This is a genomic window from Flectobacillus roseus (assembly GCF_030056595.1).
Taxonomy (GTDB): domain Bacteria; phylum Bacteroidota; class Bacteroidia; order Cytophagales; family Spirosomataceae; genus Flectobacillus; species Flectobacillus roseus.
In genome coordinates, this window is sequence record NZ_JASHIF010000027.1 from 46,430 (window position 1) to 59,047 (window position 12,618).

General features: G+C 34.5%; 15 protein-coding genes. All 15 read right to left on the reverse strand.

Going from position 1 to position 12,618, the window contains the following annotated elements:
- Positions 1–259: 259 nt before the first annotated feature.
- Positions 260–670 (reverse strand): nuclear transport factor 2 family protein, encoded by a 411-nt coding sequence (locus tag QM524_RS23810; protein ID WP_166579600.1) that lies wholly within the window; start codon positions 668–670, stop codon positions 260–262.
- A gap of 12 nt (positions 671–682) precedes the next feature.
- Positions 683–1,207 (reverse strand): TetR/AcrR family transcriptional regulator, encoded by a 525-nt coding sequence (locus tag QM524_RS23815; protein ID WP_283346539.1) that lies wholly within the window; start codon positions 1,205–1,207, stop codon positions 683–685.
- A gap of 326 nt (positions 1,208–1,533) precedes the next feature.
- Complete coding sequence (locus QM524_RS23820) at positions 1,534–1,878, reverse strand: hypothetical protein (protein ID WP_283346540.1); 345 nt, start codon at positions 1,876–1,878, stop codon at positions 1,534–1,536.
- A gap of 422 nt (positions 1,879–2,300) precedes the next feature.
- Positions 2,301–2,672, reverse strand: coding sequence for a hypothetical protein (locus tag QM524_RS23825; RefSeq protein WP_283346541.1), 372 nt, complete (start codon positions 2,670–2,672; stop codon positions 2,301–2,303).
- A 103-nt stretch (positions 2,673–2,775) separates the two neighbouring features.
- Positions 2,776–3,243, reverse strand: coding sequence for a hypothetical protein (locus tag QM524_RS23830; protein WP_283346542.1), 468 nt, complete (start codon positions 3,241–3,243; stop codon positions 2,776–2,778).
- A 128-nt stretch (positions 3,244–3,371) separates the two neighbouring features.
- Positions 3,372–3,785: a DUF4279 domain-containing protein gene (locus tag QM524_RS23835; protein WP_283346543.1), complete on the reverse strand. Its 414-nt coding sequence runs from the start codon at positions 3,783–3,785 to the stop codon at positions 3,372–3,374.
- 60 nt (positions 3,786–3,845) lie between these two features.
- Positions 3,846–4,766, reverse strand: coding sequence for a hypothetical protein (locus tag QM524_RS23840; RefSeq protein WP_283346544.1), 921 nt, complete (start codon positions 4,764–4,766; stop codon positions 3,846–3,848).
- Positions 4,767–4,915: 149 nt separating this feature from the next.
- Complete coding sequence (locus tag QM524_RS23845; protein ID WP_283346545.1) at positions 4,916–5,878, reverse strand: M23 family metallopeptidase; 963 nt, start codon at positions 5,876–5,878, stop codon at positions 4,916–4,918.
- Between the two features lie 243 nt (positions 5,879–6,121).
- Positions 6,122–6,646, reverse strand: coding sequence for a leucine-rich repeat domain-containing protein (locus tag QM524_RS23850; RefSeq protein WP_283346546.1), 525 nt, complete (start codon positions 6,644–6,646; stop codon positions 6,122–6,124).
- A gap of 112 nt (positions 6,647–6,758) precedes the next feature.
- On the reverse strand, positions 6,759–7,607 hold the full coding sequence (locus QM524_RS23855; protein ID WP_283346547.1) for a hypothetical protein: 849 nt from the start codon (positions 7,605–7,607) through the stop codon (positions 6,759–6,761).
- Between the two features lie 273 nt (positions 7,608–7,880).
- Positions 7,881–8,651 (reverse strand): hypothetical protein, encoded by a 771-nt coding sequence (locus QM524_RS23860; RefSeq protein WP_283346548.1) that lies wholly within the window; start codon positions 8,649–8,651, stop codon positions 7,881–7,883.
- Positions 8,652–8,766: 115 nt separating this feature from the next.
- On the reverse strand, positions 8,767–9,672 hold the full coding sequence (locus QM524_RS23865) for a hypothetical protein (RefSeq protein WP_283346549.1): 906 nt from the start codon (positions 9,670–9,672) through the stop codon (positions 8,767–8,769).
- 398 nt (positions 9,673–10,070) lie between these two features.
- Positions 10,071–10,592, reverse strand: a complete 522-nt coding sequence (locus tag QM524_RS23870) for a hypothetical protein (protein ID WP_283346550.1) — start codon at positions 10,590–10,592, stop codon at positions 10,071–10,073.
- Between the two features lie 63 nt (positions 10,593–10,655).
- Positions 10,656–11,072: a DUF2251 domain-containing protein gene (locus QM524_RS23875; RefSeq protein ID WP_283346551.1), complete on the reverse strand. Its 417-nt coding sequence runs from the start codon at positions 11,070–11,072 to the stop codon at positions 10,656–10,658.
- Positions 11,073–11,189: 117 nt separating this feature from the next.
- Positions 11,190–12,563, reverse strand: a complete 1,374-nt coding sequence (locus tag QM524_RS23880) for a serine hydrolase (protein WP_283346552.1) — start codon at positions 12,561–12,563, stop codon at positions 11,190–11,192.
- Positions 12,564–12,618: the final 55 nt, after the last annotated feature.

Sequence of the window (12,618 nt, forward strand, 5' to 3'; positions counted from 1 at the left end):
AAGGTGTTTTTTTAGTACAAAAGTTTATTATATGCTCAACAGCCTACCTGACGCAATACTTGTATGCTTGTTGCACAATTCAAATATATGGAAATGAAAATAGATTGTTACACTGTGTTCCGAAGAAATGTGTATTAATGGTATTCAAATGTATAAAACTCATTAACTAGTTATCTTTAAAAAATAAACCTCCTTTAAATGGAATTAAAGGAGGTTTTTACAATTAATATAACAATATCCATAATACTCGAATGCTATTTTACAAATGTCTTTCAGACTCGTTTATTTCAAGATCGTTGATGCTTGCGTATCTTTTTTGCATCAAGCCATTTTCATCAAACTCCCAGTTTTCGTTTCCATAAGCTCTGAACCAGTTGCCTTCTTTGGTTTGATACTCATATTCAAATCTAACTGCGATTCTATTTTCTGCATGCGCCCAATACTCTTTTTTGAGTTTGTAATTCAATTCTCGTTGCCATTTATTAGCTAAGAATTTCACGATTTCCTCTCTTCCGTTGACAAACGTGCTACGATTACGCCATTCACTGTCGACGGTATACGCCAAAGATACTTTTTCTGGGTTCTGTGAGTTCCAAGCGTCTTCAGCCATTTGAATTTTCTGTTTTGCGGTCTCCAACGTGAAGGGAGGAAGGGGATGTTTCTGTTCCATTTGATTAGTTATTTAGATGATACTTTTGACTATTGCCTTTGATTTATGGATAATTTCGTTTGATTCGAACAATTGACTTTCTATGATTGAGCTTTCGAAAAGCAGATAAATATGGGTTGCCAGCAATTCGTCTTCGATGAGCTGACTAAAAAACACTCTCAAATCATTTTTATGTGATTGGATTACCTTAAGAATGTTTTCTTGCTCTTTTGAAATTTCAGACATGATATTGAGAAAACTACAACCTCGAAAGTTTTCCTTTTCATTCATGTGCATGATAAAGTCAAATGCGGCAACAATTTTTTCTTGGGTATTTTCAGATGTTGAAGTGAACTCTGAAAGTGCATTAAACCAAGATTCGTGTCTTCTATTCAGAAAAGTGACACATAGGTCGTCCTTTGTTTTGAAATGTTGGTAAAAACTCGCTTTTGCCACATTAGCCTCACTAATAATCTGGTTAATACCTGTGCTGTTATAACCTTGATGATGAAATAAAATGGAGGCTCGTTCTAGTATTCTTTCTCTTGGTGAACTCATGATTTCCTTTTTTTTATCAAAGGTATGAATAAAAATATTGTATACAAACAAGTCTGTCTGTTTTTTGAAAAATTATTTTCTTGAGAAAAAAATTGATATGATACTTTTAGAACAACAGAAAAGAATTTAAAAAGCAGAAAGTGTAAGCTTGCTATTTATGGGAGGTTTTGAAAACAGTCGGTTTTATGATTTATTTGAAAGGTAAGAAACCTGAATTGTTTTTTGATTAAAGTAAAATCAAGATGCCCTTTAAGAATCATGTCAAAGTTATTGAACAGTACACTTGTAGAGCTTAAACTCTCGGTGTATATCTGCTTACTATCCTGTTATGGGAAAATATTATCCTCTTCATTGAGTGATTCTCTAAAAGCCGAATACTTGGGGTTTACTCGACTTAGTACTTTGTCAAGTAAGATACCATTCACTATGGCTATTGGGATAAATGTAATGCCGACCACAGCTGTGATTATTTCACCATTCTTCTCAAGCTGCTCTGCATAATAGGGCCAAATCGTGGGCAATACTTTTACTCCCAAGATGATAGAACAAGCTATTGAAGGTATAATATGGAAAATACTACAAATGTTTTCTAGTTTGGAGTCTGATATAATATGGCTGGGAACTATCAAGTAGTTTGTTTTTTCCTTAGTGAAATACATTCCTACTCTCATGAGTAGTTTTAATAAAAGAATAATTAAATTACATGGAAAAAAAAGTGCATAATTGGTGGGTTTTAAACTGGTGATAAAATTACGGTCAATATCGATTTCCTTAAAGATAAGTCTTAAGCGCTGGCTTATTACAATATAGGTTAACAAATGTAAAGGAGCATATTTTTTGTCCTACTCTTGTATAAATTTCTTCAGGTGGTTGTTTGAAACGGACAATACTTGGTACCTACTGACTGGATGAAATTTATTGGCAGTCGTACTTAACTCCCCAAATAACTAAATGTTCTGCTCCCTGCTTAAATTTTATACTTTTATGATTAATTCCTTATAAAATCTCGGGATTATTTATTGGATTAAATAATGCATTAGGATTAGGAATATCATTTCTATCTTTCTTGAATTCTAATTCATAAAAGTGGTTATTAGTCTTTGACATTAGAATTCCAGATATTTTTCAAATCACGGTAATATAAATTTTCTTCTTTATCTATCCACAGACTACCTTCATCCTGAATGATTCCTTGTTCTATTAACTCTTCAATAATAATTTCAGTCACATTCTGAAAGTTCGTAAAAAAATCAACTTGATACTTTTTTCCACAAATTATAAAACTGCTTTCTACATCATTGATGAAACTAATTTGATCTCCAATATTCGATATCAAGTAATAAGTAACAATTGTCGAAGCTACAGTATTGCCACTCAACTCACGAAGCTTAGTTCCAGTGTCAACTCGGTAAAAGTCTATCAATTGTTTTTTATCAATGTTTACTAAAATATGTCCGACTCCCATGTTGTTAGATGAAGGTAGTTTTGAGCTGAATTGTGTAGTTAATATTGATTCCTAAAAAGAACCAAAATTTAGAGGGAATGTACCTTAAGTCTCTACATAATACCTAATGCTTATTTTCATTGATATTTTTGTCGCTAAGTTGTGTAAAGTAGTAGATTGTTCCGATAGATAATATTATCTGGCTAAAAGTCCAAAGCCAATAACCTGCATTTAAACGCTCAATAGCTGCTGTTCGACCGCTTTCTGCCGCTAAAATTTCTTTCCAACTTATAAATGACAGAGCAATAATTGTTGCTAAAATTGACAGCTTTATACTTTTCTTATCAGATTTGTAAAATAAAATTAGCGCAGAAAAGTATATTGGATTTGCAAGCCAAGTAAGCCATTCTAAGGTTCCACCACCAAGAATTGCCAGCCCACCCATCAACAATAATGCAAAAGAAGAATGGGTTTTCTGTCCATCAAAGTCGTTGTAGGTTAAGGCGGTCTGTGTCAGCGAAAGGATAAAAACAGTCAAGCTGATGATTGAAAAATAGGTCTTAACTTTAAGTAGTTTGTTATCTTTTGTCATTTTAAATAGTTTGATTTATAAATAGGGAAAATATTTGAGGCTGTTTTAATTTTTGTTGGGCAATGGATTGTTTATGCCTGAGCATACCTAACAGCGTTTTTGAAAGTAAAGAAGATTGAAGCTTTTCATTAGTAAATATCAAACCATATCTCAATCTCAAGTTTGGCGAGTTTCGAAAGTTGAGCTGGTGAAAGAGTTGGACCACCTTGTCCATTTTTTGAAGACCAAAAACAACTTATATCTATTTCAGCACCTCGACTGGCAAGTTCTTTTAATTTATCGCCGATTGGCAATATTTTGTCAGCCAAGTAATCTATGTGTCGTCTACTATCTCTGGAATTTATGATGTTTTCAGATGTTAAGAACCAAGCACTATATGGTATTGGCTTAGGCATCAAAATATCTTCTGTCTCCTCTTTTTCGATAATTTTGGAAGGTGCTATTCCAAGGTAGTGTGTAATCTCTTGAGGAGATAAACGAGTGGAGTAGACTCTTAATGTGACAAATGTTTCGTCACAAGATTCGTAGTTGTCATTATACATGGTACAGTTTTTTGCAAAATTACTACTTGAAATTCTGTCCTAAACCAAACAGCCTGAGTATCATTGATTCCATTTGAGGACAATATTTGCAACACTTGGGTATACCTTCTTTGACAATAGGTTATTGAATTTTGTATCATCCATTGGTTCCTTCTGATTCTTTAATACTTGCCATAACTTTATAATCGCTTTTGATCCTTCAGCATTATAGATTTCTCCTGCCGATTTGTGCCAACGACACTGATACCAGCCATAATTTTGAGGATATTCTTGAACAATAAGATTATAATTACTTTCGAGTTCGTTCAAGGTCGTAAATTTCAAAATATGTTTATCTGTTGAGGATACTACCATTTCAGGGAATACGCTTAAAGTTGGTAATAATTCAGGTTCTTTTTCGGCTATGTAGGTATGAAGTAATATATTGGCGAACAATTCCTCCATCCATCTGCGCTGCATATTTAGACCTCCTTGTTCGTGGTAGGCATGTCCTAATTCATGGACAGCCAATAAATCAAAAAAGCCACGCATTGTTAAGGCGTTGTCCTTATCAGCATAGGTTTTGGTAATAGTTTGAGCAAGTTCTTTGGGTAATTGGTCTACGGGAGGAATAAAACTTCTCCAAAAATCATTATCCTCGGAAGCGACAATTAGGGTTTTCGACTCAGTATAATGCGGCATGCCATACACAGGTAAATTGGTGTATTTACTCCAGTCTTTAGACGATAGTACTAATAAGGTGACATTCGGTTCAAAGTCGATAGATTTTTTATAAAATGCTATTACGTTATCACAGCGTTTTGCCATAATTTCGGCTTGCTCTTTCGCCCCATTACTGTAAAAAGTCTTTACCTTATGTCCATCCAAATGGTTTAAGTCATTAATTGACTGAGCATTAATGTTAGAAGCAGAAAACAATAACAAAATATTATGCCAAAAGAATACATAAAATAGTCCTTTAAAATAGCTCAATGGTTTCATAATGCTTTGGTTTGACGTTTATGCAGGACAACTACCTAACAAAAATGTAATATCGTTAATTCTTTGATTTATTGCTTCTTGGAGAGAATCTTTTAGCGTGCGATGAGGCTTTCTAAAAAGATTACCTCATATGGCTATTGATGAGAATTTTAGTTACTAATTCTCTCATGCTGAATTGGGGAGTAATCCATTTTAGTTTGTCCATCAACCTGAATTTTGTCAAAATAACATTTTACTCCTGTTGCTGTATTCATGTCTTCAACATTTTGGATGTGAAAATGTAAGTGTGCCTCAGATGAATTCCCTGAATTTCCACAAAGTCCAAGTAGCTGTCCTTGTTTTATTTTCTGACCTTCCTTTACAATAATCGAATGATGTTTGAAATGAGCAAAAAACAAGAATTCGTTATTCTCTGTTTTGATGATAACGGTATTGCCTGGGACGTACACGGGGTTTAGCACGCCTGGGACATTGTCTTTCACTCCGTCAACTACCAAAACTATTTCTCCATCACAGGGAGCAAACAATTCTTTGCCAAAGGCATAATAGTCTTCATTGGTCTTTCCGTCGGTTTTATAGGATTTTCCTATACTATCAGTTATTACAAAGTCAAAAGCATTTTTTTGAGCCTCACTTTCTACATGATAGTTTAAATCTTTTGTATCACCACCCCAAATTACGGTCCATTGATCTTTAAATGGTAAAATGAGTTTAGATGAGTTACGAACTATTTTGGGAAGGTTACTTTCCTTGAAAGGTTTTACAAAAAGACCATTGATTTTATCGTTATTATCAACTGAGATATTCACAGCAAATAATGCTCGCTCAAAATTAGTTTTGTACGAGGCGTAAGTTTGTTCGTATTTCACAAATTGTCTTTTTGTAATTTTTCCTACTTGTGTTTTCAGACCTATCAAAAACTCTTTCGTTTTGTCGAGGGGTAATGCGTTTTGCATTTCTGGGGAAAAACTTAAGAATATCTCTTCAAAGTTGTCAGAGTTGTAATTTGCTTCAAAGCTATCGGCTACGTTTTTGTTTGATATTCTTTCGGTTTGTCCGAATACAAAATTCACGAAACCTATCAATAGGATAGCAATAACATATTTTTTCATCTGGTTTAATATTTTAAGGTTTATTTCCTGTAGTGCTTATGTTGATTAAACACCATATTCATTAGCCAAGTCTATGTATTTACCAAAAATATCTGGTTGACTTGTAATTTATTAAATTATTGTCTTTTTTTCTCAAGTTTTGGTTAGCAGTGTTTATATTAAGCTAAAAGGTAAGTTTGGAGTGCTATACTTAGATAAAGCGATTACTGAGAGTCAAGTAGAGCGTTTCTAAACGGAGTTATTTTACCTAGAAATCTTAAAATATTCAGGAATGCTAACAATGACTTTGGTGTCAGGAGACAAAGTTGCCTTGAGAATATTCGCTTCCTGCTTTGTCATTTTAACATCCACAATTTTCAATACTTTAAGCTTGGGTAATTGCTTAAGCTTGTCAAGGTGTTGAATAATGACTAAATCCTTATTGACAGACAAGTCAAGAACTTCCAGATTCTTAAGTTTTACAATTGACTTGGGAAGGATTCGTAATTGGTTGGTATTGAGAATCAGGGTTTTCAAATTTGTTAGAGATCCTATTTTTTCAGGTATAGAAAAGATATTGTTTGAATTGGTATCAACTAATGCTGATAGTGGTGGATAGAATGTTACGCTGCTACTTCCTAAGTCTAAGTATGTGGTTTCAGTGTGTTGGAATACACTGTCTGGAATTTCGTTTAAATGTTTTCCGCTTAAATCAACGCTTATTTCTTGCTGTGTCGTTTGTTTTTGGGAACAAGAGTACAAAGACAAGAGTACTATTATGATTGGCATTAGCTTCATTGTGTTGTAGACAATAATGATATGTGTGAGGTTATTGAGCGAAATTAAAGCTTTACACTCTAAGGAAGGTGTAGGAGGTGTCAAGCTAAACTGTCTGTTGAGATTATGAGTTTTGTATTAGATAACAAGCAATTTGGGAGCTAGGCTCAAAGAAGATATACAAAGAGCCTACTTCGCTGAAATCTAGCTCCTCGAAATACTGTTCATCCCAATCGTCGCTAGGTGCTATTTTTGATCTCTTAACCTTTAAGGTACCGTCGAGTTGGCATAATAATTTCATTAATTTGCCACTCTTTGGGCATACTGGAATTTTAGGGAATTGTTTCCAAATCGGGACCCCAGCATGTCCATATTGCGACCATTTTAGACTTTCATGAAAGTTATACTTTACTTCTTCGAATACAATTTCGCTATCCTTACCTATGTTCTCTTCATAGACCGTTTCAGCAGATTCGATTTCTAGTTTATTGATAATCGTTGGATGATAAGGAGAAGTATAATCCAAAAATACTTTTTCAATATTTAAGTAGATAGGGCATATTAAATGGACTTGAAAGGGTAACCAGTTAAAATTAGTATCTTCGTTACTTATAAAGCCAAAGTATTGGAATGGGACCGAGGAGTTACTTTCAGGCAATTTGAATTCTGATGGGACTTCTCCTCCTAACTGATGTAGTCCTTCTTGGGTTTCAACGATTTGGAACAAATTGTTAGGTTGGTAGTCTGGATAGCTAAATCCTTTTTCATCAGCAAGCAATAAACGAGGATATTGAGTCCCTTCCTCATAATCAAAGGCTTCTACTAACTTTTCATTTTCAAATATGAGTTCTAGACCACAAGTAAGGTTTTTTACCACTTCCTCAGTCGTTATTTGAGTTGCTATATAGTTATTACATTGGATATCTCCATTAAGCCGAACGTCCCATCCAGCCAGAAAAACTTTCTTTTTCATATTTTGTATGTTTTAATATGCCTTAGGTCAAGAGTATTCGGCACTTTTGGGGGATTACTACCTTTGCTTCCCAGAGAAACTAATACCATTGTTCTGAGTGAGGAATGCAAAGCATTTTTTTGAGACACTTATAGCATTGTATTGGGTTTTCTTTTAAAGGAAAAAAGGCACATGCTGAATGTTATGATAGCTTTCTCTAACGTTATTCAATTGTCATTGAATTTTACACGACTGATTATATGTAATGAATTGGTGTTATACTCCCCTTTAATGTCATGGCATTAGAAAAATATCAATCAATAATTTGTTGTCCTGTCGCCACTTTAGCCAACCCGTCAGCGGATTTTTACATTTATCAATATAGGTTTGACAAGGCATTCCTTCATGTGGATTATTATCTTCATTGTAAAAACAATCATACTTTACCTTCACCCAGTCGCCCTTAACTTCTATAGGACAAAACATTTCTAGTTCATTCGGAATCGTCAAGGTTTTTGCATTGTCATTTGGATCTTGTCTCAATGGCAACTTTGGGGTGGGTTCATCTGTCTCAGAAGTGAGTCTTCTAATTCCAAAAGACTCTAGGATGTATTGATCCCATGTTTTGAACTCGTAAGAATTGACTTTAGGCAAATATTTAAGTTGTGAATTGTTTACTACTACTTTATATGCTTTGGCTGTTTGGGCTACACAAACAAAGTGCATTATCCCATAATCAGGTTTATAAAATAACGAGGAAATAGTCGAATTACTACCATCTTCGGAGTACATATCCTTACTGGTAAGTTTATCTGTTAGTAAGCTATCATTAAATACATCAAACTGACTTGGAGGAATAATTAGGCCAATACCCAGCGTTGAGACGTCATTTGAATACTGTAAATTATTCTCTTGAACCGTTAACGTACTTACTTCAGTTGTCGCTGTAGGAGTATTGACTGTTTGTTTTACAGTGGTGTCTAAATTATTGCTTCTATTGGATTTTCCTTGTCCACACGAGAGTAGGAGGGTTGAAGTTAGAAGGATTAATATTGTTTGTTTCATATTGTATCAAAATAGCTTGTAACAGCATCGGCATTAAGGGTCATAAATGTTCAACCATCAGTTCTAAGGCTATTTACATGTATAGAGGAAATTTTAATTTTGGGAAAAACTACGGTTATCGGTTTTTAGTCTCCTCTAAGTTATCACTGAACCAGTCATAGCCTACAATTTTTCTATACTCAGAAGGGACATCATTGCGTCGAGCCAAGATCTTATGATTGGGATGACTTGGCAGATTCTTTGAGACAATCAGTTTACCTGTTTTCCCACCTTTATTATTTTTTTCGTAATAAATGTATTCCACTGTGTCCACAGACTCTTTATTCCATTTGAATTTGTACATTTCTGTTTCGCCAGGGTGTCCATAGCATACACCTCTAATTATTTGTTCTTTTGGAGAAAAAGTTGGATTGATAAATTTCAGACTTCTTGAAAAACGTTTCCTGTCGTCTCTTTGCAAGTACACATTACTAAATGCCTTCAGGCAGCATCCTGTAGCACCATACCAGTTGACTATGAAATCTTTTAAGCCATCTCCATTAATGTCAGTAATGGTATCTCCTGTATATTCTAAAATCGATTGTTCGTGAGAAAGTACTTTCTGGAATTTACCTTTGTTTTTTGAAAAGATGTCGATAAACAGAGTAGAGGAAGTCTTCCTTCGAATAATCAAATGTGGAAATTTGTTTGAAAAGTAAAAGCCTTCCTTTAGGTTAACTTCTACTTTATCCGAACTATCGGGTGTAGAAATAAAGTACTTCTTTTTAAAGATATTTAATCCCTTAAGTTTTTCGGCCATCCTTATGGCTTTTGTTAAAATCTTGCTGTTGTTTAAGCTGTCCCAATTCTCTTGTACTTCTATTGGGCTGGCATTGCCAGTTCGTACCGTCTCTTTTAGATCAATCAAAGTTTCTGTCGGATTGCTTTGGTTTGTATCAACAGATTTCTCTTCCTGAGGTTGCCCACACGAGATAATTAATAGGATAATTGCAATTGTAAAAGTGTAGTTTATGAGTTTCATTGGGGTATATTTTGGTGCTGTTGAAGAGGTAATTAAAGGAATAGTGTTTTCTAGAATTTCTGATTAAATATGAAAATAAATATCACAAGAATTGGTAACTATAGCCAAGCTGTAAATACGAATTATAGCCCATTTTGTCCATCTGCAGTAGAGCAAACTATTTTCCATTTGTAAAAAGAGGAGCTATGCTTGATTAAATTAAATGTATTCTGATAGATTAAAAAGTGCTAATCGAGTTTTTAAAGATGGTGATTTGTCAACCATTAAGGCAGTAATATACCGATAAAACAAATACGTAAGAGTTAAGCCTCTTAATTGGCAAGCAAATTGCTCAATGGTTTGTAGGAGCAGGTTATTTGAAATGACCCTCCGATGACGAACACATTCTGGTTATTTGATTAATCATATGCCCATTCAGTAAAGGTTAATATGTTTGAAGGCCTGTCTATAGAAATAATCAAAAAGTAGTAGGTATAAATCCAGCTCTCAGGATCGACTACCCTTTTATCCTCTTTGTCGAACCAGTTGATGGATAAAATATAAAACTCCTTATTTTCCCATTCGCTGTAAACTTCAAAGTATCTGTCGCGTAATTTAACAAAATCGTTTCTATCATCGCCCCAATCTGGTTCGTTCAAAAAGTCAGAAAGGAATTCTGACACTCCTTGTTTGTCGGTCTTTTTAAAGTCGGTTACTTGTATTTTATCAATATAAAACGCTTGTCTCAAATAAGTTTTGTTTGGTTCAGCCTTTACATAGTCAAGTAAACAGTCAAATGAGAATTGTTTTGAAAGAATAAAATCTGCAACAATTTGGTCGCTTACGGTTGAGTCATTAACCTCAAGGGCAAATTGTGTTAAGTTTACCACTTGATATCCTTCCCAAATTTCGATATGTTTTATAGGATCAGAGATTGTCATTTTATCTGCCAGTGGCTAAGGATGATAATAGTTGTGTTTCGTAAATGTTTATTTTACAGGAAGTTATTTGCTTTTGGAAAAGCTGTCTATTAACGTGTCTGTTAAAATACGTTCTTTTATTTTTGTCCATGAGTTATTTGATTCAGGAAAACCAGTTCTGCAATACCCAGCTTTATTCCTGAAGTCAAACACGGCGTGGTAATAATTATTTATTGAAAGAAAAGCCTTTGATTCGTCCTCTGTCCAAAGAATTTTTAAAGTAGAAGGCTTGTGTTTGTCAGTCACGTTGGCGACATTGTAGATATGCAGACCATCTAATACCTTCATGTTTTTACTATCCACAGCGTAGAAATAACCAGTTTCGCCATTGTCTTCAAATACAACTGCATAACTGTTTTCTGTGGTACTATCAATGAATAAATCATCACCACCCTTGAAAGTCTGTTCTTCGTAAATGATGAGCTTCAGTTTTGTTGTCATAACTTTTTCTGGTATGTGGTATTGGGTCTAAACAAAAGGAGTTTAATGGTGGATTGTGCTTATAATCAGTGGTATATATTCAATGTGTTTAGTTGGTGTTTTATTGGTGTTGTTTGTTCATTTCTCTATTTTCCATTCACTATCGTTGCCATGTTCATGTATGATGAGTTTAAAAGAATCTCCATCTTTTATAAAGGTGGCTGTTGTATTGAAGTCTCTTAAGAAAAACTGATGTTTTGATTCTGGAAGTAAAGGTAGTTCTGGCGCTTGAGAGTTGCCTGCACCTTTCATATGCAGTTGCCCATTGTTGTAAGTAATCCTTAGCCCTGTTTTCTTGTTTATTTTGTAAAGTCCGACGTATTGTTTCAAGGTAGCTTCATCGACCTTTTGCTCAGTTCTTGGTTGCCAAAAGTCAAAAGGTAGGTTAAACAGAATGGAAGCAACGCCCATTCCTGTTGCCCATACATTTTGTCCGTAATTACCAAAATTATTAAGAATAATGATAGTGATATCCTCTTTGGGAAAATAGACAAAGGAAGACATAAAACCCGGATAGCCACCATCGTGACTTACATAATCTCTTCCAAATAAATTACCAATGTTCCATCCATAGCCATATTGGTTGAGTCGTGGTTTGAAAGCATTGCGCCACGAATTGGGTGTGAGTATCATATTGGAAGCTATCGCCTTGGCAAATTTGTACAAATCACCACCTGTGCTATAAATTGAACCTGCAGAATAGGCATAGGTGGAGTCATAATATTTGTAAGGTTTTTGCTGGAAGGTATCAAAAATGCTATATCCTTGAGCCTTAGTGTTTTGAGGAAGATTATTGAAGTCGAACCCAGAATGACTCATTCCTAAAGGGGTAAAAATGTATTTTCTTACGATTTGTTGATAGGATTGCCCAGTAACTTTTTCAATTATTATCCCAAGCAAAAAGTACCCTGAATTGTTATAGCTATAACGGCTCCCCGGCTCAAAATCTAAAGGTTTGGTCATGAAGGCTTCCAATATTCTTGCTTTGGGAATGGGATGATTGATAATGGCAGAATCCTCTTCACCGACTATATCTGTAAAATTCGAAATTCCTGAACTGTGTGTCAGTAAATTTTCTATGGTTATCTTTTTGCCGTATTGGTAATCTGGAAAATATTTTGAGAGTTTGTCATTTACTGAAAGTTTGCCTTCCTCTTGCAATTTCAAAATAGTCGTAGAAGTAAAAGACTTAGTTATTGAAAGAATAGGAAAACGAGTAAGTGTATCATTGTAAAGTTGTGACTTGATATTAGCGTATCCATATGCTTTGTTTAGAAGGATATTTCCCTTTTGTGCTACCAAAACACAACCATTTAACTTGTATGCTTGGTTGGCTGACATAAAATACTTGTCTAGCGTTTGAGTCAAACTGTCACCTGAAATTTTAGTTTTCTGGGCTATTACACCAACACCGTACCCAGTGAGAAGTAGTAAAAATAGAATTCTTAGCATATGGATATTTAAAGCTGCCTTTGTACGAATCATCGCATCATGCCAAGTTATTTAG

Coding starts and splice junctions, on each gene's coding strand:
- QM524_RS23810 (WP_166579600.1), bottom strand. CDS start 670: ATGGAACAGAAACATCCCCTTCCTCCCTTCACGTTGGAGACCGCAAAA.
- QM524_RS23815 (WP_283346539.1), bottom strand. CDS start 1,207: ATGAGTTCACCAAGAGAAAGAATACTAGAACGAGCCTCCATTTTATTT.
- QM524_RS23820 (WP_283346540.1), bottom strand. CDS start 1,878: ATGAGAGTAGGAATGTATTTCACTAAGGAAAAAACAAACTACTTGATA.
- QM524_RS23825 (WP_283346541.1), bottom strand. CDS start 2,672: ATGGGAGTCGGACATATTTTAGTAAACATTGATAAAAAACAATTGATA.
- QM524_RS23830 (WP_283346542.1), bottom strand. CDS start 3,243: ATGACAAAAGATAACAAACTACTTAAAGTTAAGACCTATTTTTCAATC.
- QM524_RS23835 (WP_283346543.1), bottom strand. CDS start 3,785: ATGTATAATGACAACTACGAATCTTGTGACGAAACATTTGTCACATTA.
- QM524_RS23840 (WP_283346544.1), bottom strand. CDS start 4,766: ATGAAACCATTGAGCTATTTTAAAGGACTATTTTATGTATTCTTTTGG.
- QM524_RS23845 (WP_283346545.1), bottom strand. CDS start 5,878: ATGAAAAAATATGTTATTGCTATCCTATTGATAGGTTTCGTGAATTTT.
- QM524_RS23850 (WP_283346546.1), bottom strand. CDS start 6,646: ATGCCAATCATAATAGTACTCTTGTCTTTGTACTCTTGTTCCCAAAAA.
- QM524_RS23855 (WP_283346547.1), bottom strand. CDS start 7,607: ATGAAAAAGAAAGTTTTTCTGGCTGGATGGGACGTTCGGCTTAATGGA.
- QM524_RS23860 (WP_283346548.1), bottom strand. CDS start 8,651: ATGAAACAAACAATATTAATCCTTCTAACTTCAACCCTCCTACTCTCG.
- QM524_RS23865 (WP_283346549.1), bottom strand. CDS start 9,672: ATGAAACTCATAAACTACACTTTTACAATTGCAATTATCCTATTAATT.
- QM524_RS23870 (WP_283346550.1), bottom strand. CDS start 10,592: ATGACAATCTCTGATCCTATAAAACATATCGAAATTTGGGAAGGATAT.
- QM524_RS23875 (WP_283346551.1), bottom strand. CDS start 11,072: ATGACAACAAAACTGAAGCTCATCATTTACGAAGAACAGACTTTCAAG.
- QM524_RS23880 (WP_283346552.1), bottom strand. CDS start 12,563: ATGCTAAGAATTCTATTTTTACTACTTCTCACTGGGTACGGTGTTGGT.